General features: G+C 27.7%; 20 protein-coding genes and 2 tRNA genes. 14 read left to right on the top strand and 8 right to left on the bottom strand.

The window, feature by feature from the left end; all coding sequences use genetic code 11:
- The first annotated feature begins 32 nt into the window (after positions 1-32).
- From F811_RS0106010 to F811_RS0106000, 3 genes are all read left to right on the top strand, one after another.
- The gene (locus tag F811_RS0106010; RefSeq protein ID WP_020004374.1) at positions 33-2,621 is read left to right on the top strand and encodes a BspA family leucine-rich repeat surface protein; all 2,589 of its coding nucleotides are present in this window, start codon (positions 33-35) and stop codon (positions 2,619-2,621) included.
- Between the two features lie 306 nt (positions 2,622-2,927).
- On the top strand, positions 2,928-3,731 hold the full coding sequence (locus tag F811_RS0106005) for a flagellin N-terminal helical domain-containing protein (RefSeq protein ID WP_020004373.1): 804 nt from the start codon (positions 2,928-2,930) through the stop codon (positions 3,729-3,731).
- A gap of 197 nt (positions 3,732-3,928) precedes the next feature.
- Entirely contained in the window at positions 3,929-4,444 is a 516-nt protein-coding gene (locus tag F811_RS0106000; protein ID WP_020004372.1) for a ferritin, read from the top strand.
- 51 nt (positions 4,445-4,495) lie between these two features.
- Here F811_RS0106000 and speB read toward each other — a convergent pair whose 3' ends face one another.
- The 4 genes from speB to speD are packed head-to-tail and all read right to left on the bottom strand — an operon-like array spanning position 4,496 to position 8,443.
- Complete coding sequence (gene speB / locus F811_RS0105995; protein WP_020004371.1) at positions 4,496-5,338, bottom strand: agmatinase; 843 nt, start codon at positions 5,336-5,338, stop codon at positions 4,496-4,498.
- On the bottom strand, positions 5,331-6,191 hold the full coding sequence (speE, locus tag F811_RS0105990) for a polyamine aminopropyltransferase (protein WP_020004370.1): 861 nt from the start codon (positions 6,189-6,191) through the stop codon (positions 5,331-5,333). The genes speB and speE overlap by 8 nt, the downstream gene beginning before the upstream one ends.
- A 1-nt stretch (position 6,192) precedes the next feature.
- Positions 6,193-7,638 carry an aminotransferase class I/II-fold pyridoxal phosphate-dependent enzyme gene (locus F811_RS0105985; protein WP_020004369.1) on the bottom strand — a complete coding sequence of 482 codons (1,446 nt, stop codon included), beginning with the start codon at positions 7,636-7,638 and terminating at the stop codon, positions 6,193-6,195.
- A complete protein-coding gene (gene speD / locus F811_RS0105980) occupies positions 7,631-8,443 on the bottom strand; it encodes an adenosylmethionine decarboxylase (protein WP_013115199.1) in 813 nt (270 codons plus the stop codon). The genes F811_RS0105985 and speD overlap by 8 nt, the downstream gene beginning before the upstream one ends.
- A gap of 545 nt (positions 8,444-8,988) precedes the next feature.
- Here speD and F811_RS0105975 point away from each other — a divergent pair.
- Complete coding sequence (locus F811_RS0105975) at positions 8,989-9,519, top strand: ferritin (protein WP_020004368.1); 531 nt, start codon at positions 8,989-8,991, stop codon at positions 9,517-9,519.
- 31 nt (positions 9,520-9,550) lie between these two features.
- On the top strand, positions 9,551-10,384 hold the full coding sequence (lptB, locus tag F811_RS0105970; protein ID WP_020004367.1) for an LPS export ABC transporter ATP-binding protein: 834 nt from the start codon (positions 9,551-9,553) through the stop codon (positions 10,382-10,384).
- Positions 10,385-10,837: 453 nt separating this feature from the next.
- Here the strand turns inward: lptB and F811_RS0105965 are convergent, their stop codons facing one another.
- The 3 genes from F811_RS0105965 to F811_RS0105955 form a co-directional block, all read right to left on the bottom strand.
- Positions 10,838-11,767 carry a DUF4340 domain-containing protein gene (locus F811_RS0105965; RefSeq protein WP_020004366.1) on the bottom strand — a complete coding sequence of 310 codons (930 nt, stop codon included), beginning with the start codon at positions 11,765-11,767 and terminating at the stop codon, positions 10,838-10,840.
- Between the two features lie 81 nt (positions 11,768-11,848).
- Positions 11,849-12,274: a Holliday junction resolvase RuvX gene (gene ruvX / locus F811_RS0105960; RefSeq protein ID WP_020004365.1), complete on the bottom strand. Its 426-nt coding sequence runs from the start codon at positions 12,272-12,274 to the stop codon at positions 11,849-11,851.
- Between the two features lie 16 nt (positions 12,275-12,290).
- Positions 12,291-13,526, bottom strand: a complete 1,236-nt coding sequence (locus tag F811_RS0105955; RefSeq protein WP_020004364.1) for a peptidase U32 family protein — start codon at positions 13,524-13,526, stop codon at positions 12,291-12,293.
- Between the two features lie 146 nt (positions 13,527-13,672).
- Between F811_RS0105955 and F811_RS0105950 the strand changes: the two genes are divergently transcribed.
- The 7 genes from F811_RS0105950 to F811_RS16500 all read left to right on the top strand — a co-directional run bounded on the left by F811_RS0105950 (position 13,673) and on the right by F811_RS16500 (position 18,290).
- Complete coding sequence (locus F811_RS0105950; RefSeq protein WP_020004363.1) at positions 13,673-14,563, top strand: hypothetical protein; 891 nt, start codon at positions 13,673-13,675, stop codon at positions 14,561-14,563.
- Between the two features lie 55 nt (positions 14,564-14,618).
- The gene (locus F811_RS0105945; protein ID WP_026364365.1) at positions 14,619-15,554 is read left to right on the top strand and encodes a hypothetical protein; all 936 of its coding nucleotides are present in this window, start codon (positions 14,619-14,621) and stop codon (positions 15,552-15,554) included.
- Between the two features lie 56 nt (positions 15,555-15,610).
- Positions 15,611-15,683: transfer RNA gene (locus F811_RS0105940), tRNA-Met, on the top strand.
- Between the two features lie 29 nt (positions 15,684-15,712).
- A tRNA-Met gene (locus tag F811_RS0105935) sits at positions 15,713-15,786 on the top strand.
- Between the two features lie 29 nt (positions 15,787-15,815).
- Positions 15,816-16,025: a 30S ribosomal protein S21 gene (gene rpsU, locus F811_RS0105930; RefSeq protein WP_008724792.1), complete on the top strand. Its 210-nt coding sequence runs from the start codon at positions 15,816-15,818 to the stop codon at positions 16,023-16,025.
- Between the two features lie 194 nt (positions 16,026-16,219).
- Positions 16,220-17,851 (top strand): chaperonin GroEL, encoded by a 1,632-nt coding sequence (groL, locus tag F811_RS0105925; protein WP_020004361.1) that lies wholly within the window; start codon positions 16,220-16,222, stop codon positions 17,849-17,851.
- A 274-nt stretch (positions 17,852-18,125) separates the two neighbouring features.
- The gene (locus tag F811_RS16500) at positions 18,126-18,290 is read left to right on the top strand and encodes a hypothetical protein (protein ID WP_156821990.1); all 165 of its coding nucleotides are present in this window, start codon (positions 18,126-18,128) and stop codon (positions 18,288-18,290) included.
- Between the two features lie 48 nt (positions 18,291-18,338).
- Here the strand turns inward: F811_RS16500 and F811_RS0105910 are convergent, their stop codons facing one another.
- Positions 18,339-18,605: a hypothetical protein gene (locus tag F811_RS0105910; RefSeq protein WP_020004358.1), complete on the bottom strand. Its 267-nt coding sequence runs from the start codon at positions 18,603-18,605 to the stop codon at positions 18,339-18,341.
- A gap of 316 nt (positions 18,606-18,921) precedes the next feature.
- Between F811_RS0105910 and F811_RS16215 the strand changes: the two genes are divergently transcribed.
- Both F811_RS16215 and F811_RS0105900 read left to right on the top strand, forming a co-directional pair.
- A complete protein-coding gene (locus F811_RS16215; RefSeq protein ID WP_020004357.1) occupies positions 18,922-20,283 on the top strand; it encodes an ATP-binding protein in 1,362 nt (453 codons plus the stop codon).
- 3 nt (positions 20,284-20,286) lie between these two features.
- Positions 20,287-20,772, top strand: a complete 486-nt coding sequence (locus tag F811_RS0105900; protein WP_020004356.1) for a hypothetical protein — start codon at positions 20,287-20,289, stop codon at positions 20,770-20,772.
- Positions 20,773-20,784: the final 12 nt, after the last annotated feature.

Below are 20,784 nucleotides of genomic sequence, written 5' to 3'. Positions count from 1 at the left end.
AACACTATATTAAAATCAATTTGGAGAGAATTATGAGAAAATACAAACCAGAAACAAAAGAAGAACTCAAAAAATTAGTATTTACTGACGGTATAAAACTTTGTTATATTGATACAAGTCTTATCACAGATATGAGCAAGCTTTTTTATGAAAGTAAAAGAAAAGATTTTGAAGGCATAGAAGATTGGGACGTTTCTAATGTTACAAATATGGATATGATGTTTGCATATATGGGCTATAATACGTTGGTAAGATATTCAACTATAGATTTTAATCCTGATTTAAGTAATTGGAATGTATCTAAAGTAAAAAGTATGAATAATATGTTTGCTAATTGTTCTAATTTTAATCAGCCTCTTGATAAATGGGACGTTTCAAATGTTGAAGATATGTCATTTATGTTTTATGGTGCGAATGAGTTTAATCAGCCTTTAAATAATTGGAATGTATCAAAAGTTAAAAATATGAAAGGCATGTTTCAAGAATGCGAAAACTTTAATCAGCCTTTGAATAAATGGGATACTTCTAATGTTGAAGATATGTCTAATATGTTTACTCGTGCAAAAGTTTTTAATAAGCCTTTAAATAAATGGAATACTTCTAAAGTTAAAGATTTATCAAGTATGTTTGCATATTGTGATGTTTTTAATCAGCCTCTTAATGATTGGGACGTTTCTAATGTTACAAATATGGATTCTTTGTTTAGGCAATGCGAAAAATTAAATCAGCCTTTTGATAAATGGAATACTTCTAATGTTGTAAACATGGAAAAGACATTTTTCTCATGCATGAAATTTGATCAGCCTTTAAATAGCTGGAATGTGTCAAACGTTGAAAATATGGATATGATGTTTTATATGGCTCAAAGTTTTAATCAGCCTCTTGATAAATGGAATACACAAAAGCTAATCACTGCTGCGGGACTATTTAGATTTGTGTATAAGTTTGATCATTATGAGTCTTTAGAAAATTGGAATTTAGATAATTTAGAAGAAGTTGGTACTTTTTGCGATGATGAGGATAAATTACATATAAGACTTAAAGTATATATGCAGGCATTTTATCCTAAAGAAGATTATATAACTATAACAAAATTTAATGTTAAAGAAATATACGATCTTATTGCAAAAGATAAAAATAAAAGAATTGTAAGATTGAGAAAAAGAATTGAAAGTGATTTTTCTAATGAGCTTTCATTTGTTACAAAAGATTATAATTTCAAAACTATAGAAAAAGCAGAAAAGTATGCCGAAAAAAAATATAATGCTAAAAAAGAAGATAAAAAACTTGAATTTATAAAAGATTGCCATGTTCTAGTAAAAGATAAATCAAGAGAAGTAAATATTACAGTGATAAAGTATATATATTCAGAGTATTTATCTTTAAAAAGAATGATTAACAGATTAGAAAAAATTGATAATATAGTTAATTTGCTTGACTTTGAATCATTTTTAAAGTTCATTAGAGAAATTTATTTAGAAAATCAAAACACAGAGATTGCAGGTTTTATTTATGCTATGTATGGAGGAGATGAAGCTTTAAAAGAGATATCTGAATTAATATTATTAGGTATTGATTCAAAAGTTTTCCTTATAATGATAAAATTCAATATAGAAAGCAGATATGCTCAAAGTTTATTATATGAAATATATTCAGATACAAAGAAAACCGAAGTTCGCAAAGAAGCTGGAAAAATGATTAATGAATTACTTGAAAAAATGAATATAGGTTATACTGAATTTAGATTAAGATGTACGCCTAATTACGGATTTGATTCTAAAGGTGAAAAAATATTAAATGATGATTATAAATTAATTGCTAATAGTGATTATAGTTTAACTTTATTCGATATAAAAAATAATAAAGAATTGAAAAAGATTCCTCAAAACTTTGATGAAAAATTAAAAGAAGAAATAAAAGAATTAAGAAAAGAAGTACAAAAGTTTATTAATCATACTGCTAGTATTTTAAGTATTACATTAATAGATGGTGATATATACAGTTATGATTTGTTTAAAGAAGTTTTTATCGATAATTATTTAATGAATAAATTTGCATCTTCTTTGATATGGAATCTGTGTGATAAAGATAAAAGAATTATAACAACTTTTAGATATTCAAATGATGGAAGTTATTCAAATTGTGATGATGAAGAAGTAAAAATTAATTCTGACAATTTTATAAGTTTGGCAACTCCTGTAGAAATGGATAATAACACTATAGATAAATGGAGAAAACAGCTTGAGGATTATGAATTATCACAGCCAATAAATCAATTAATACTTATAAAATTGGATAAAAAGAATTTGAAAAAAGAAATAAAAAAGATAAAAAGTATAGAAGCAAGTTACGGAGCTTTTAAGGCATTTGCTAAAAGATATGATATGTATACCAATGATGTATTAGGATATAATGATACTATAACATATACATTTCCTGCAAATGACGGAGATATTTTTACAATGTCTGCAAAAGTCGATGCAGATATAGAATATGATGATCCAGTAGATATAACTATCGATTTTAAAAAGGCTGAAAATAAAAAAGAAATCAGCATGAGATTTGTTTATACCTTTTTGGTATTTATAATTTCAGATTTTAGGCTTACTGATTCATTTTAGTGTTTATTATTATATAAGTTAATTATGTATGTTTTGTTTTATATTTTTATCATTACGTTTTATTATTGTATATTTTTTTTATTTAGTACTTTATAATTACTTATAATTATTACAGCAATTATTAAGAATTCCGATTTTATAAAATATAAAATAAAAATTATATTATGATAACTTTATGTAATTTTATAGAAAATATATTATTTTTTCTATTTTATAATAGAATAATTGAATTAAAATTTGAAAAATATTTTTAATTAGTTATAATTTATATTGTGGGTTACTGGGGGATAGTTATTGTAGTAATTTATGATAATAACTAATAATGTGAATGCTATAAGAGCGAACAGATTTTTGAAAGTTAATGCCAATGACAGCAGAAAAAAATTTCCAAAATTATTTGCAAGTGAAAAAGGTCCGCTTGTACAGGCTAGATATTTAATGCGTGCCGAAAAAAACACTCAGGACGGAATATCATTTATTCAAACTGCTGATGGATACATAGAAGAAACTATGAGTATACTTCAGCGTATAAGAGAATTATCTATAAAAGCATCAAACGGTATATACAGCAATACTGACAGATTATATATGCAGACAGAGGTATCAGGTTTGATAGACGAAATAGATAAAATAGCAAGTCAGGCACAGTTTAATACTTTAAAAATATTTACAGGAAGATTTGCAAACTTTGCCAATGCTTCAGCAAGTATGTGGATACATATAGGAGCTGGAAGGTATCAAAGGAAAAGAGTTTATATTGCTACAATCACAGCAAATTCTCTAAAATTAAAAAATGAGCTTAACAGTTATATATCCATATCTTCTGTGAGCAAGGCGAATAAGAGTATAGGCATAATAGATGAGGCAATTAAATATGTAATTAAGCAAAGAGCAGATTTGGGAGCATATCAGAATAGATTTGATGAGTACACTCATGGACTTATGACTTATTATGAAAATATGGTTTCTTATGGAAGTAAAAAAATGGATAAGGATATAGCAGAGGCTTCTATTTATGAAACAATAAGCTCTATAAAATCTCAATCAGCTTTGGCTATGCTTATTCATTCCAATAATATGCCTCAAAATGCTTTGAGCCTATTACAGTAGTTTTTACAAAGTATAATTCTTATAACAAGTTTTTAATGCTTATTTTTATTAAAAATTTGTTATAAATGTTTTAATTTCTATAATAATATTTACAAAAATCCAAAAAAATATAGCTTTTATTTATTGTTAGTATATTGTAAAAAATGTTAGAATAGTATAAAATAATGTTAGTAAAATCTAAAAAATGGAGTTTTTATATGTCAATAATAAAAGAAGAAACAGTAAAATTATTAAATGAACATTTAAACTTGGAGCATTATTCAGCTAATTTATATTTTAACATGGCTGGCTGGTGTGAGAAAGAAGGATTAAAAGGATGCAGTGTTTTTTTATATAATCATTCAGCTGAAGAGCATACACATTTAGAGAAGTTCAGAGAGTTTATAAATAAAGCTGGAGGTCAGGCTATAATGGGAGAGATGAAAGCCCCAGAGTTTAGTTTTAATAATGTAGGAGAGCTTTTTGAAAAAGTTATTAAACATGAAGAATATATTACTTCATGTATTAATAAATTAGTTGGTATAGCTATTGACAACAAAGACTATGTTACATTGAAATTTTTAGAGTGGTTTGTTGAAGAGCAATTAGAGGAGGAAGAATTATTTAATGATATTATCAAAAAAATAAAGATTTTAGGCGATTTGCAAGGAAGAAATCTTTATACATTTGACAAGTATGTAGGTAATTTAGATTCTAGAGAACATAATTCATAAATATTTGATAAAATGGGTATATTAAATTATTAATATACCCAATTATTATAATCATATTATCATAAGCATTTCTCTTATAACTTTGCAGGCTGTTATAGTTGATACTTTACTGTTGTCATAATCTGGAGAAAGCTCATTAACATCAGCACCTACAATCTTCAATCCCCTCATATCAAGTATAGCTTTCTGAAGTTCTTTATAAGTAAGTCCTCCTGCCTCTGGAGTTCCAGTACCTGAGAATATTGAAGGGTCTAAAACATCAAGGTCTATTGTAATATATACAGGTTTATCTTTTATTTTTTCTTTTGCTTCTGATACAGTATTTGCTGAAAACTTTTCTAATATAGTATGTTTTTTAGCAAATTCATGTTCTTCTTTAGTCATAGACCTTATGCCAAATTGATATAATTCTTTACTTTTCATAATCTGATAACATCTTTGCATAACACATGCATGACTTAAACCTTCTCCTAAATAATTATCTCTTAAATCTGCATGGGCATCAAATTGTATTAAAACTATATCATTATATTTTTCAAACACGGCCTTAAATGCAGGCAAGGTCACTAAATGCTCCCCGCCAATCATAAAAGGTATTTTGTTGCTTTCTACAATTTTTTTAGAAGTTTGATATATGATATCAAGAGCCTTTTCTCTGTTTCCCATAGGAAGTTCTAAATCTCCATAATCAAAAACTTTCAAATCTTCCAAGTCTTTTTCCTGATACGGTGAATAAGTTTCTATACCAAAAGATTCCACTCTTATAGCATTAGGTGCAAATCTTGTACCTGGTCTGTAGCTTACAGTTCCGTCATAAGGAGCACCAAATACCACTATATTACTTTCTTCAAAATTAGAATCCAATGCCATAAATATATTAGGCTTATTATTCATGATGAGACTGCTCCAATAGTTTTTTTACATAAGTAGGCAAAGCAAAACAGCCCTTATGTATATCAAGATTATAATATTTTGTATCCAAATTATGTTTAAGCCACTCTTCTTCTTTGAGGTCTTTTATAGGGTCTATAGTTTTTGAGGCAAATCCAAAAAGCCAATGTCCGCTAGGGTAGGTTGGTATATGAGCCTGATACACTTTAGCTATATTAAATGTTTCGTATATATTTCTGTGAGCCCTTTGCATATTATAGGCATAATCACTGTAATAAGGACATTCATGCTGATTTACGAGTATGCCGTCTTTACTTAATGCTTTATGACAGTTGCCGTAAAACTCTCTTGTAAATAATCCTTCTCCAGGTCCAAATGGATCTGTGGAGTCTACTATTATTAAATCGTATTCTCCTTCTTTGGCATCTCTTACAAACTTTAATCCGTCCTGAAAATATAAACTTACTCTTTTATCGCTCAATCCAGAAGTTGTTGATGGAAAATATTTTTTGCATACTTCTACAACTTGTTCATCTATTTCTACCATGTCAATTTTTTCTATAGTTTTGTAGCGTGTTAATTCTCTTACAGTGCCTCCGTCTCCGCCTCCTATCACAAGTACATTTTTTATATTGCCATTGCTTGCCATTGGAATATGCACTATCATATCATGATAAATAAACTCGTCTTTTTCTGTTACCATAATAAGTCCGTCTAATGTAAAGAACTTGCCGAATTCTTTTGATTCAAATACATCTATTCTTTGAAAATTAGTTTGTGCTGAATATAATTGTTTTTCTACTTTTATTGAAAATTTAGATTCCTCAGTATGATTTTCTGTATACCAAAGTTCCATTTTATTCCTCCATTACTTGTATATTATTTAATTCTATATCTTCTGTGCCTTGCATTACACAGCCTTTTTCTTTTGCATATTTTATATATGTTATAATCTCTTGAGTGATTTCTTCTCCCGGGGCTATTATAGGTATACCCGGAGGATATGCCATTACAAATTCTGCCGAAGTTTTGCCTATTGAGTCATCTAATTTTACAGAATATTTATTACTATAAAAAGCCTTTTGAGGACTGTATTTTACTATTGGATTAATATATTCATGATCAAATAAATGAGTATAGTCTTTTTTATACTTTCTTTTTAATTCAGCCAATGCTGCTATAAGTCTTTCAAGTTCAAGATTTCTGTCTCCTACCGATATTATAGCTAGAATATTTCCTATATCTCCGAACTCTATTTGTATATTATATTCATCACGTAATTTATCATATACTTCAATTCCAGCAAGACCTATTTTTCTAGTATGTATGCATAGTTTTGTATTGTCAAAAGAATATATATCATCATTGTTTATTATCTCTTCACCAAATGCATAGTAATCGCCTATTTTATTAATTTCTTTTCTGGCATAGTTGGCCATATTAATAACAGTTTTAAAAATTTCTTTGCCGTTAATAGCTAATTCGCTTCTTGCTATATCAAGACTGCTCATAAGTATATAGCTAGGACTTGTAGTCATAGTAAGATTAATTATCTGTCTTACATGATTACCATTGACATTATTGTTTATTAAAAGTGCTGATGACTGAGTGAGAGATCCGCCTGTTTTATGAAGACTTACACAGCTCATATCAGCACCTGCCTCCATAGCACTTATTGGAAGATTATCACCAAAATAAAAATGTGTGCCATGTGCTTCATCTGCTAAAACAAGCATATTATTTTTATGAGCTAATTCTACTATTTTTTTTAAGTCAGAGCATATTCCATAGTAGGTGGGATTATTAACAAATATAGCTTTAGCATCAGGATTTTTCTCTACTACCTTTTTTATATTTTCTATAGACATACCCAAAGATATACCCAATTCCTTATTTACTCCCGGATTTACATATATAGGCACAGCACCGCATAAAACAAGAGCATTAATAGCACTTTTATGTACATTTCTAGGAAGTATTATTTTCTCTCCATATTTGCAGGCCGTAAATATCATAGCCTGAACAGCAGATGTAGTGCCTCCAACCATAAAAAATGATTCTTTAGCCTTAAATGCTTCAGCCATTAATTCCTGAGCTTCTTTTATAACTCCTATAGGGTGAGTGGCATTGTCTAAAGGCTTTGATGAATTATAATCTATTTGAACGCATTTTTCTCCAAGTACATCTATCAAAACTTTTGTGCTTTTTCCCTGCTTATGACCTGGTACATCGAAACTTACTATTCTTTTTTTTCTGTATTGTCTTAATGCTTCAACAATAGGTGTTCTCTCTTGTCTATTCATTATCGTATACATTGCTTCCTGAATATATTTCTATCATTTCTTGACGAAGATCATTAGATATTTTAAGTCTTTCTTTTGGAGTAAACTCATTAACATCTTTTCCAAAGAGATAATTACTAAGATTAAGTTCTTTAATTATCATCATAGTATGAAATATATTTGCACTATATATATTTATGTCATGAGCATCGTATCTTTCTTGAATTTCTTCGCTTATATAATCTTGTATACTTGTTATTTTATGATCTATAAAGCATTTTTTTCCGTCTATAGTACGAGTAAATCCTCTAACTCTATAGTCTATGGATATTATGTCAGAATCAAAGCATTGTATTAAATAATTAAGTGTTTTAAGAGGGGATATTTTACCGCATGTAGATACATCAATATCAACTCTGAATGATGATATACTTTTATTTGGGTGATACTCTGGGTATGTATGTACTGTTATATGGCTTTTGTCCAAATGTGCACATACTGTTTCTTTTTCTACAAATGAAATATTGCCTTTATTACATGTTTCATCAAGCACAGTATCATTTAAAGGTTCTTCTGAAATTAGTATAGTTACGCTAGCACCCTGAGGGTCATAATCCTGCTTTGATATGTTTAGTATATGAGCACCTATCAAGTCAGTTACATTGCAAAGTATTTCTGTTAATCTTTTAGAGTTATACTGCTCATCAATATAATCTATATATTTTCTTTGCTCTGGTTCTGTTTTTGCATAGCAAACATCGTAGATATTGAAACTTAAACTTTTTGTAAGATTATTAAACCCGTATAGTTTAATCTTGTCTGGCATAAAAATCCTCCTCACATCTTGTGCAGAAGGAAATCTTATATAAAAAAATACAATTATTTTTCTAACATAAGTTTCCTTACATAAAGATAAATAATTGTACTTGATTAGATCTTTAACTATTTTTTAGTTTATTTGAGCCTATACAGTAATTTATACTTTTACTGCTCATGTTGATCATTCACAAGTACGTTTATTCCTTATAAATAATTTAACACGATTGAATCGCAAATCGGCTTTTGACCCGGCTGTCCGTATGGCCTCTTTTCCCCTTTTGTGAAGGTTAAGGTCAAAATAATTTTACCAAAATGGATGCAATAGCAATCAAATAAACCACTCGATTTTCTATTACGGTTAGGAATTATATATTTTTTTTATTTTTGTGCAATAGTTTTTTTATATTTTTTATATATTTTTATTATAAATTTGTTCATTTTTTTAAATTTATAATATATAATATACAATTAAGATTTTTAATTGATAATTTTTTTACATTATTATAAAATAAAAAAGGATATAAAATATATATTTAAAAAGGAGTTTTTATTATGTCTATAATCAATAATGAAGAAACAATTAAAGTATTGAATGTTCAATTGAATAAAGAATTGTATTCAGCAAGCCTTTATTTTAATATGGCTAGCTGGTGCGATAAACAAGGACTTAAAGGCTGCAGTAAATTCTTATACGGTCATTACAGAGAAGAATTAGAACATTTTGAAAAGTTTAGAGATTTTATCAACAAAGTAGGAGGACAGGCTACTATTGGAGAAATGAATGCTCCTCAAAATGATTTTAAATCAGTAGAAGATTTATTTGAAACAGTTGTTAAACATGAAGAATATATTACTTCATGCATAAATGAGCTTGTAGGTTATTCTTTTGAGAAAAAAGATTATATTACTTTAAGATTCTTAGATTGGTTTATACAAGAACAGCTTGAAGAACAGGAATTATTTAATGATATTCTTGATAAAATAAAAATCTTGGGCGATTTAAAAGGCAGAAATTTATATACATTTGATAAAGCCATTGGTAATTTGGATGCTCAAAAACATGGCACAAGTGTGAATTTATAATTTTATAAAAAAAATAAAATAGAGAGGGTGTATGCTTGGTAAATTTTTAAATATTTTCAAAAAAAAAGATGATGTCAGTAATATACCCTCTAATAATCCAATAACCGCAGAAAATTTCTTTAATTATGATAAAGAAAATCCTTATGAAATTCGTGCTGTTAATCTTACAAAATATTATGGTAAAAGAAAAATAATAGGTGATATTTCTTATAGTGTAAAACAAGGTGAGATTGTAGGGCTTTTAGGACCTAATGGGGCGGGTAAAACTACTAGTTTTTATATTACGGTTGGCTTTGTTAAAGCTACTGCTGGAAATGTATATTTAAATGATTTGGATATTACAAATCTTCATATGCATCAGAGAGCTACACTTGGTATAGGATATCTTCCTCAGGAGGCTTCTATTTTCCGTAAGATGTCAGTAGAAGATAATTTGCTTTCTATACTAGAATATAATAAAGCATTATCAGCTAAAGACAGAATGGATATAACTGATATGCTTCTTGCTGAGTTTAATATTACTCATGTAAGAAAACAAAACGGATATACTCTTTCAGGAGGAGAGAGAAGAAGATGCGAGATAGCAAGGGCACTCACTGTTAATCCTAAGTTTATACTATTAGATGAGCCTTTTGCAGGGGTAGACCCTATTGCTGTTATAGATATACAAAATATCATAGCTTCCCTTAAAGATAAAGGTTTGGGAATATTAATTACTGACCACAATGTACGTGAAACTTTGAGAATTACAGACAGAGCATATATTATGGGTAATGGTCAAATATTGGTAAAAGGTACTCCTGAAGAGATAGTTAATAACCCGTTAGCACGTAAAGTATATTTGGGCGAATCTTTTACTATGTAATTTATATAAATTATATAAAAATAAAGCTCTGCACTGCAAAGCCGTTATTATAAATATCTTTTAAATATTTTTTATTTTCTTAAATTTTTTAAATAGACTTGTTTCAAAAGTACTTGACAAATAATTTTGTAAGTTTGTTATTTTATGCTAAATTTAATAATATTAATTATTATTTAAATAGATGTTTTATATATTGTATAAATTATATTATTTAAGCTACAAAATGCAGTTCTTTCGCCACAGGCGTACAGAGTATGGTTCTCGCCGAAGGCGGGCTGTGCCTTATACCACGCCACAGGCGGACAGACGTCATAAAAGAACTGGGGTTTTGCGAAGCACGCAGAGCGGTCACGCTGTGTACTTCGTAAGGGCAAAGCCCAAACTATAATTTAAAAATGTTAAATTAAAAATTTATAAATATTAACAAATTTAGTTTTGAAACAAGTCTAATAATTATTTTGTTATGTAATTAATCGCCTCTATAAAAGTATTAAATGAATTTTCTGTCATATAATATCTGTTATCGTCATCGGTATTAACTATTTCATAATTATTGTCATCTAATTTGTTTAATATCTCGTATGTTTTATTGTTGTTGTCAGAAGTTTTTATATTGATTTTATATAATGTATTATTTTTATTTATATTTTCATTAGTTATTAATCCGTCAGCATTTAAATTAGCTAATGTAAATATGCTTGTATAAACATCATTAGCTTTTACTTCTGTATTATTCCAAGTTTTAATCCATACATTGTTTGTATTATCTTTAGGTTTTTCTAAAGTATATGCATTGTTATTGTATTCTATAGTTATATTTTCTATGTCATCGTTTTTTATTTTTGATATGGTTTTATTTATCAAGTCATTTTCTGTTTTATCAAAAATATCTTTAGGATTAGAAGATGTATTTCCAAGTAAGTATATATTTTTATCATTATTTATTTTAGCATATACACTATTTCCAAATGCTGATTTCATACCAAACTTTATATTTCTTACATTTTTTGAAGAACTGTCAAATGCTTCAACTGATAATACTTCATCATCAGATAATTTATATTTTAGCATAGCTTCATCATCACCCCTAGAAACTATTTCTGTAGGCTGAATGATATTTAATGCATTTGTCATAGCTTCTATCAATGAATTGTCAGCATTATATTTATCATTAACAGTCCATTTGTTATCATTATATTTTATTGATATAGTTTCATTAGCTCCTCTTTTTATAATAATTTCAGATATATTTGAATTTATTGCTTTTAGGGTAGGTAAGGAGTAACCTTTATTTTTTAATAGAATTACAGCTATTAATATTATTATTAATACTGCTATTATAGATGATAGTGTTATATATTTTTTAGTTATATTTTGATTCATATTTTATTACCTTTTTTATTATATTTTGAAAACTTATATTTTTTATTATTATAACTATTTAATTATAAAAATAGTAAATAATTATAGTTTATCATTTTTATTGTTCATATTCAAAACGTTTAAATAATTTTCTAGTATTAAAACGGCAGCTATTAAATCATTAGCTTTTTTTTTAACACTCTTTTTTTTGCCTCTCAATATATAATCAGCCTCTTTTGAAGTGCCGTATTCATCAACAAAAATAATATTCACTTTGACACTTTTTAAAAGAAACTCGGAAAAACGTCTTATTTCAGAACACCACTCGCTTTCTTTTCCTTCATCAGATAAAGGAAGCCCGAATACAACAGTATCAATATTTTTATCTTCTATTATATCCATCAAAGCACGCTTAACTTTTCTGGCATTACTCTCTTCTATAAGGAGCAAAGGAAAAGGAATTTTTATATTCATATCCATAAAAGCAGTGCCAGTTTTTTTGCGTCCGAAATCTACACCAAGTACCATATTTTTTAATATTCTCTTAATCTTCTTCTATAGTTATAATATCATATTTTTTAAAATTATGTGCTCCTGATTTTATATAGGCATTGTCTATATTTCTAATGTTATCAACTTCTACAAACTCATTATCATCTGTTTTTATAAATAGTTTGAATCTGTTGTCATTATGATTAATAAAATCTTTGCCTATGTACACTAAATTGTCTCCATTTTTTATGGTGTTGTATACTGTAATTTTAGCATATTCTTCACTGTCATCAGAAATCATACCCATAAGTCTTCTTCCTTTCAAATATCCTTTTAATGTAGGCTTGATATTATCTCTTCCGAAATAAAAACCAGTATCGCTTTCTCTTCTGCTTATGGTATCAAGTTCTTTTAAATAGCTTGCAATAGGTTCTTTTTTTATTGCTTCAGGGTAGGATTCGTATCCTATTCTGTCGAGTAAGTCTAATAATACTCTATAAACTCTCACAGTATTTGCAACATAATATACGCTTTTCATTCTTCCTTCTATTTTTATGGAGTCAATACCAGCTTTCTGAAGCAAATGCAAATATTCAGCCATCTGCAAATCTCTGCTGCTTAATATCGTAGAATGGTTTTCGCCTTCTTCTATTTCCATAAACTCTCCAGGTCTTGTTTTCTCTTCTATGTATGTTTTGAAATTCCATCTGCAAACCTGCGAGCATTCTCCTCCGTTTGCATCTCTGTTATTTAAGAAGTTTGATAATAAACATCTTCCAGAATATGACATACATACTGCTCCATGTACGAAAGTTTCTAATTCCAAGTCAGTATTATCTCTAATTTCTTTTATCTCATCTAATGATAATTCTCTTGCAAGTATTATTCTGCTTGCTCCAAGACTTTCATATATTTTGCAGGAATAGCTGTTAGTTACAGAAGCCTGAGTGCTTATATGAATATTAGCCTCTGGTATAATTTCTTTAACTATTCCTAATACCCCTAAATCTGAAACTATAAAAGCGTCTATATTTAAGTTTTGAATTTCTTTTAGATATTCTTTTAAATTGTTTTTATCATATTCATGCAAAAAAGCGTTTAAAGTTAAATACATTTTTTTATTTAATTTTTTTGCAAGCTCAGCACATTCAGCAAGCTCTTCTATAGTTGTATTTTTACTTTGATGTCTTAAATTAAATAATGCTCCGCCTATATATGCAGCGTCTGCTCCGTAATGATATGCTACTTCTAATTTTTCTTTATTTCCAGCTGGTGCTAAAAGTTCCATTATTTATATATCCTATCAGTTTTTATTTTGTGTATTTTATATTAAAATTAATAAAAAGTATATATTATTTAATGATTATTTACTATACTATTATTTATTAATATATTGTATAATACATCTATATAATATAATGAGGTTGTTTTAATATGGACAGTAAAGAGATAAAACATTTAGTTAATGAGTTATTTAACGGCGAATATTCTGATATATTAAAGCCATTGTCTGTAGGAAATACTTTTTTGGCTAAATCTACATTAAACTCTTATATAAGAGAGTTTAGCGGAAAGAGAAAATTAAATGCTCTGGAATTATTTACTTCAGAAAATTCCAAACTTCATTATGAAGATGACGGGAGTGTTATTAAAGTTATAAAAAATTTGATTGATAATAAAGATATAAGCGGCATAGATAATATAGATTTTAATTTAACAGCAAATAACGCATTATTATACGGTGATTTTGTAAGATTTATATATGCCTTCTATTTCGGAGGATATAGAGAAGAGCTTAATATATTAGTAAAAACTATATATGAACTTATTTCAAATATATCTCACAATATAGTATCAGGCTTTAAAAATTCTGCTGCTATTAATAGAGTAAGTATAGTTATAACATCGTCTATATACAGAGCTATATTAGATGTTCTTTCAGATTTTTCAGAAATAGCAGGAGATGCCAGATCTAGGGCAGAAGTGATGTACTATAAAAGTTATATTACATGTAATGTTATGTCTAATTACCGAGGTTTAGTTGGTCCTGACATGATAAAAACTGCTTTATGCTTTGAAGAAATAGAGGAGTTTGAGAAAGCTGAAAAGATGTATGATGCTGTTATTACAGATTTTGAATGTGTTCTTTCAGGGATAACATATCATTTTGATAATTATAATATTGATGATAAGGCAGAAGATTATGTTGCTCTAGTTTCATTATGGCAGGCATGTGATGGTATAAACAGAATAGAAGAGATTAACAAATATGAAGCTAAAATGGAAGCTATAGAAGAGGCTATAAAAAAACTTAACAGCATATGACTTCTACAAAAAAATATGTATTGATATATAAGCATTATTGTGTTAATATACGTATATGAGTAATAAATTTAATACAGAGATGTTTGACGATGTTGATGTGCTTAAAGAATTGGCTAAAACTTGGCATGCTTATTATGATTTTAGAATGTCATGCATATCTTTAAAAAATTCAGAGTATCTTTTAAGTATATTATCATTAATATTAAATCCTTCAAGCAGTTATGAGTTTAAAGATATAGCTATGATATCGTATAGCATATTGGAAGAATATCATTCAAAGTATAAAGAGTTTGCTATATTAAAAGAGTTTGTACAAAGTGATTATAATTCAGAAGTTCTTTCAAGAATAATAAGCAGGCTTGAAGATAAAGAAATTAATATCGATAAAAGCTACGATGAGAAAATATCTTATATAGATAATCTAGATTTAGATCCTTTATTAAAGTTATTGGTTTATCAAAAAATATCTTATGAATATGTTAAAGATTATCAAAGCTGTTTTATAATATGCAGGGTTGTGTTTAATATTTATTCATACAAATTAAAATTATTAGATAAGCCTATACTTTATCCTTATCAATTTTTTGAAATGAGTATGAATGAAAGTTTTAATAAGGAATCTATAATAAGATATTTGCAGTTTTTACGCGGTATATGTTTGTATGCTGTTGATACTATTAGCTTTGTGCATAGTAATTTAAAAGTATTAAGAGATAAACTTTTACAAAATAAAAATTTTAAGAAACTAGCTGATTCAAGCGTGTTTTATATGATATTTATCACGCCTTATATTAGGATAATAGATTTAATGAGTATGTTTGATTGGAAAAGAGATAAGGCAGCAAGACTATTATCAAGATTAAAAAGCGAAGGTTTATTTATCGAGACAAAATTAAAAAAAGAGAAAATATTTGTTAATAAGTATATAATAAACTTATTTGAGTCTGGAGAAGCATTAAAACCTGAAGAGTTTTTAAATAAGTTTATATAAAAATACTTGACATTTTTTTAAAAAAGTGTATATTGGTTTCATTATTTATTAAATACCGCGGGGTGGAGCAGTTGGTAGCTCGTTGGGCTCATAACCCAAAGGCCGTAGGTTCAAGTCCTGCCCCCGCTAATAGCCGAAAATATAGGCTTATTATTTTTGGCGGCGTGGCTCAGGTGGTTAGAGCATGCGGCTCATATCCGCAGTGTCAGGGGTTCAAGTCCCTTCGCCGCTAATAATTTTATAAAAAGGCAGGTGAGTTAATTGGTAAGAGTATTCGCTAATGAAGGCGAACCAGTAGAAAGCGTTATTAAAAGATTCCGCAGAGCTTGTGAGAACGAAGGTATTTTACAAGACCTTAAAGAAAAACAGTTCTATAAAAAACCTTCTCTTGAGAAAAAACTTCAGAGAGAAAAAGCTCTTAAAAGAATGAAAAGAAAAATCAAAAAAGAACGCAGATTAGGTTTGCTATAATTTATCTGTTATTTTTTATTAAAGCATTGATATCAAATATATCAGTGCTTTTTTTTAATCTAATTAACACATTTGCATACTTGAAAATATTTATTTTTTAATGTATAATTTTTACAATTTTAAAACTAAATAATTTTAAAAGTTTAATAATGCTAATAATTTAATTTAATAATAATTAATTAAGGAGAAAATGTATGGCAGCAAAACAGCTATTATTTGATGAAGAAGCTAGACGTGCCCTTATGAGAGGGGTAGATGCTTTAGCTAATGCCGTAAAGGTAACTTTAGGACCACGCGGACGTAACGTTGTAATAGACAAAAAATTTGGTCCTCCTACTATAATAAATGATGGTGTAACTATCGCTAAAGAAATAGAATTAGAAGATCCATTTGAAAATATGGGTGCTCAAATTGTTAAAGAAGTTGCTACCAAAACTAATGATGTTGCAGGTGATGGTACTACTACTGCTACTGTTTTAGCTCAGGCTATGGTTAAAGAAGGCTTGAAAAATGTAACTAGCGGTGCTAATCCTATGCTTATTAAAAGAGGTATAGAAAAAGCTGTTAATGAAATAGTTGGTTATATCAAATCTGAAGCTAAACAAATTAAAGGTAAAGAAGAAATCGCTCAAGTTGCTACTATTTCTGCTAATAATGATAAAGAAATAGGAAGTTTAATCAGCGATGCTATGGAAAAAGTTGGTAAAGAAGGTGTTATCACTGTAGAAGAAGCTAAATCTTTAGAAACTAGCCTTTCTTTAGTAGAAGGTATGCAGTTTGACAGAGGTTATATTTCTCCATACTTCGTAACTAACGGAGACAGTATGACTGCTGAATTAGAAGATGCTTTACTTCTTATATATGATAAAAAAATCTCTAATATGAAAGAACTTCTTCCTATTCTTGAAAAGATTGCTCAAACTGGAAGACCTTTCATTATTATTGCTGAAGATATTGAAAATGAAGCTTTAGCTACTTTAGTACTTAACAAAATGAGAGGAGTATTAAATGTATGTGCTGTTAAAGCTCCTGGTTTTGGCGACAGAAGAAAAGCTATGCTTGAAGATATCGCTATATTAACAGGCGGCCAAGTTATAAGCGAAGATTTAGGTATGAAACTTGAAAATGCTTCTATTGAGCAGCTTGGTAAAGCTAAAAAAATCACTGTAGATAAAGAAAATACTACTATAGTTGAAGGTGCTGGAAGCAAAGAAGACGTAAAAAATAGAGTTACTGTAATTAAAAAACAAATAGAAGAAACTGACAGCGATTATGACAGAGAAAAATTACAGGAAAGACTTGCTAAACTTTCAGGCGGTGTTGCTGTTATAAATATAGGTGCTGCTACTGAAGTGGAAATGAAAGAGAAAAAAGCTAGAGTAGAAGATGCTTTATCTGCAACTCGTGCTGCTGTTGAAGAAGGTGTTATTCCTGGCGGCGGTATTACTTATTTACATGCTCAGCATAAACTTGCTTCTTTAAAAGCTGACAATGCTGATGAGCAAGTTGGTATTAATATAGTAAAAAGAGCTATAGAAGAGCCTATAAGAATGATAGCTACAAATGCTGGTTTAGACGGTTCAGTTGTTGCTATTCAGGCTAAAGAACAAAAAGGCAATATGGGTTTTAATGCTCTTACTAATGAATGGGTTGATATGTTGAAAGCTGGTATTATTGATCCTGCTAAAGTTTCAAGAAGTGCTTTACAAAACGCTGCTTCTATTGCTAGCCAAGTATTAACAGCAGAAGTTATTATTACTGATATACCAGAACCTGAAAAACCAATGCCTCCAATGCCTGGCGGCGGAATGGGCGGTATGTATTAATAAATAATTAATACATTTTTATATATAAAACCTCAGTATTATGTACTGGGGTTTTTATTTTAACTAATGATGAGGCTAATATTGTTTTGATTTATTTAAGTGTTATGTTTTGAGATACTCAGGCTTAATTAAAAACTGTAGCTCAGTATTTGTCAGGTGTTGCTTTAAAACAGCTTCCTAAAATGGCATTAACTAAAGTTATAGGGTGGAATACTATTGAGGCTTTGTTAAAATTAGTAGGCATCAAATTAACTAAAGATGTAGCTGCAAAAGTGTGGCGGCAAAAGTTATACCAATATTAGTAGGTATGGCTTCAGGAGGGCTTACATTTGCTAGTTTAAAGGTAATGTCCAATAGGCTTTATGATAAATTAGCAGAATCAAAATTTAATAATAGACAGATTTTTAATAATTTTAAAATAACAAAAAAGACAAAATAGATTATAAAACTATTCTGTCTTTTTTTATTTATAGAAAATATTCTTGATTTAATATAATTCTAAAACTTCACCTTCTTCGATTTCATCTGAAATTTCTTCTGCTTCAATAGATGCTCTTTGCATTTTTCTTCCATTTCCATTGTATAAATCAACTTTGATTTCATTATAATTACCGCTATTAAAATTTCTCTTTACTTTTTTTATAACAGCATAATTAGCATTTGGATATTTTTTTCTTAAGATATCAGCTAAAGCATCTAAAGTCAATAAAACAGCAGCACCAAGCAGAGCAGCACCTAATAACCACCATAACATATAATATTCCTCCATATAATATTTAGATAAATTATATTAAATATTTTAAAAAAGTCAATAAATAATATTATAAAATTTTTTTAAAGTAGTATTTATTTTATATTAAATTTTTATATGTTTTTTAAATTTAATTTTATTATTTTAAAGTATATTTTATATTATAGTAATATAAAATATACTTTTATTTAAAAATATATAATAAATACTATTGACAAATATTGTAATTAGTTTATAATGTTTAATATATGTTAATATATTTAAATATTATTATAATAATTTATATATTAGTGTGATAATATTTTTTATTGGAGGTGTTATGGGAGTGTTGAAAGAAGTCTATCAATTAACTAATGATAATAATACTGATTCTGAGTTGTATGATGAAATTACTGAAAAACTAGAAGATTTTGAAATTAAAGATAAAAGATTAAAAAGCGTAATTATTTTTTTGATATATAATTATGATGATTATAAGCTAAAAATGACAAATAATATTGCTTATGTGGATAAAGAAGATATAGAATATAATGATGATCAAGATGTAAAAATATCTTTATTAAAAGCCAGATTATCACATATAGAAAATAAATTTATATTAGAAAATAAATTAAAAGTAAAAATTATTGTGGCTTTTAACTATACAAAAGAAGAGATAGAAAATAAATTTTTAATACCATCAAATAAAAAGAATAAAAGTAATAATAATGATGAAGATACTGTAAAATTAAATGTAAATCCTACAGAACCAAAATACAATATTAACCAAATAGTTTTAAATGATTCTACTTTTGAAGAATTAGAAAAAGTTATAACTATGGTGAAAAGTATTAATAAAATATATTATGAATGGGGATTTGAAGATATAGACCCTGTACCTAGATGTATAATTAATTTTTACGGACCTCCAGGTACTGGTAAAACTATGTCAGCACATATACTAGCAAGCGAATTAAATTTAAAAATACTTTCTCTCAACTATTCAGATATAGAGTCTAAATTTGTAGGCGATGCTCCTAAAAATTTAGTGCAAGCTTTTGAAATAGCTAAAAAAGAAAATTGTCTTTTATTTTTTGATGAGGCTGATTCTTTTTTGGGAAAGCGTATAACAAATGTTTCTTCAAGTTCAGATCAGGCTGTTAACTCTTTAAGAAGTCAAATGTTAATATTACTTGAATCTTTTAATGGTATAGTTGTTTTTGCTACAAACTTGCATGAAAATTATGATAGTGCATTTGAAAGCAGAATTTTAAAACATATACAGTTTGAACTTCCTGATAAAAATATGAGATTAAAAATTATAAAAAAGATGATACCAAGTAAAGCTCCTATTGATGAGGAGGTAAAAGATGATGATTTCTTACTTTCTTTAAGTGAAAAAATAGAAGGTTTTGCTCCTAGAGAAATAAAAAATACGATTTTAGAAGTTCTTATAACAAGTATACAAAAAAATTCTGATATTAATAGAGAATTATTTGAAGAAGTATTCAAAAAATCAAAAGAAAAATTTGATGCTGTTAAAGCTAAGGCAAACAGAAAAACTGAGTTAAAAAAGCAGATAAAAGAAAATTTAGAAACTAAAAATTATGTAGTGAAAAATAAAGATTCTGATGATTCAGATGATAATGATGATTTAGATAAATCAGAAGATGAAACTATTAATAAAAAAATAGGAGAATAAAAAATGGAACAAAATGATAAAAATAATACTAATAATTTTAATTTAAAAGATGAATTAGTAGATAGTGTAAAAAAAGCACTAAAAAATGTAACAGTGAATACAGGTGAAAGTGTAAAAAATATTGTTGAAAAGATAGAAAAAGAAATATCAGATACTATTAATAATGTTCAAGTAGATGAATTATTTAGAGCTTTAAAAATAGCTTGGAAGCTGGAAGAGTTGCATATGGATACTTTATCATTAGAAAAATGTATAGCTCTTGTGAAAAAAGAATTCAATCCAAAATTGTATTCATCAGCTTGTATTTTAGATAATAGTAGTACAAATAAATCTAATAAATATAAATTTGAAATACAAATATGTTTTTTGGATAAAAATAATGAGCCTCTATTAAATGGAGATGCTAAACATTGGGTTATATATACTAATAGTTTAGATAGAGATTTATTATCCCAATTTGGTGATAAAAATATGATAGTATTAAAATAATGGAGATTGTAT

It is taken from the genome of Brachyspira innocens ATCC 29796, from assembly GCF_000384655.1.
GTDB classification, from domain to species: domain Bacteria; phylum Spirochaetota; class Brachyspiria; order Brachyspirales; family Brachyspiraceae; genus Brachyspira; species Brachyspira innocens.
Note: the sequence above shows the minus strand (reverse complement) of the source record. Positions and strands in the feature narration are given on the sequence as shown.

Excerpts from the sequence above, each read along its gene's own strand:
- F811_RS0106010 (WP_020004374.1), top strand. The coding sequence starts at position 33 with ATGAGAAAATACAAACCAGAAACAAAAGAAGAACTCAAAAAATTAGTA.
- F811_RS0106005 (WP_020004373.1), top strand. The coding sequence starts at position 2,928 with ATGATAATAACTAATAATGTGAATGCTATAAGAGCGAACAGATTTTTG.
- F811_RS0106000 (WP_020004372.1), top strand. The coding sequence starts at position 3,929 with ATGTCAATAATAAAAGAAGAAACAGTAAAATTATTAAATGAACATTTA.
- speB (WP_020004371.1), bottom strand. The coding sequence starts at position 5,338 with ATGAATAATAAGCCTAATATATTTATGGCATTGGATTCTAATTTTGAA.
- speE (WP_020004370.1), bottom strand. The coding sequence starts at position 6,191 with ATGGAACTTTGGTATACAGAAAATCATACTGAGGAATCTAAATTTTCA.
- F811_RS0105985 (WP_020004369.1), bottom strand. The coding sequence starts at position 7,638 with ATGAATAGACAAGAGAGAACACCTATTGTTGAAGCATTAAGACAATAC.
- speD (WP_013115199.1), bottom strand. The coding sequence starts at position 8,443 with ATGCCAGACAAGATTAAACTATACGGGTTTAATAATCTTACAAAAAGT.
- F811_RS0105975 (WP_020004368.1), top strand. The coding sequence starts at position 8,989 with ATGTCTATAATCAATAATGAAGAAACAATTAAAGTATTGAATGTTCAA.
- lptB (WP_020004367.1), top strand. The coding sequence starts at position 9,551 with ATGCTTGGTAAATTTTTAAATATTTTCAAAAAAAAAGATGATGTCAGT.
- F811_RS0105965 (WP_020004366.1), bottom strand. The coding sequence starts at position 11,767 with ATGAATCAAAATATAACTAAAAAATATATAACACTATCATCTATAATA.
- ruvX (WP_020004365.1), bottom strand. The coding sequence starts at position 12,274 with ATGGTACTTGGTGTAGATTTCGGACGCAAAAAAACTGGCACTGCTTTT.
- F811_RS0105955 (WP_020004364.1), bottom strand. The coding sequence starts at position 13,526 with ATGGAACTTTTAGCACCAGCTGGAAATAAAGAAAAATTAGAAGTAGCA.
- F811_RS0105950 (WP_020004363.1), top strand. The coding sequence starts at position 13,673 with ATGGACAGTAAAGAGATAAAACATTTAGTTAATGAGTTATTTAACGGC.
- F811_RS0105945 (WP_026364365.1), top strand. The coding sequence starts at position 14,619 with ATGAGTAATAAATTTAATACAGAGATGTTTGACGATGTTGATGTGCTT.
- groL (WP_020004361.1), top strand. The coding sequence starts at position 16,220 with ATGGCAGCAAAACAGCTATTATTTGATGAAGAAGCTAGACGTGCCCTT.
- F811_RS0105910 (WP_020004358.1), bottom strand. The coding sequence starts at position 18,605 with ATGTTATGGTGGTTATTAGGTGCTGCTCTGCTTGGTGCTGCTGTTTTA.
- F811_RS16215 (WP_020004357.1), top strand. The coding sequence starts at position 18,922 with ATGGGAGTGTTGAAAGAAGTCTATCAATTAACTAATGATAATAATACT.
- F811_RS0105900 (WP_020004356.1), top strand. The coding sequence starts at position 20,287 with ATGGAACAAAATGATAAAAATAATACTAATAATTTTAATTTAAAAGAT.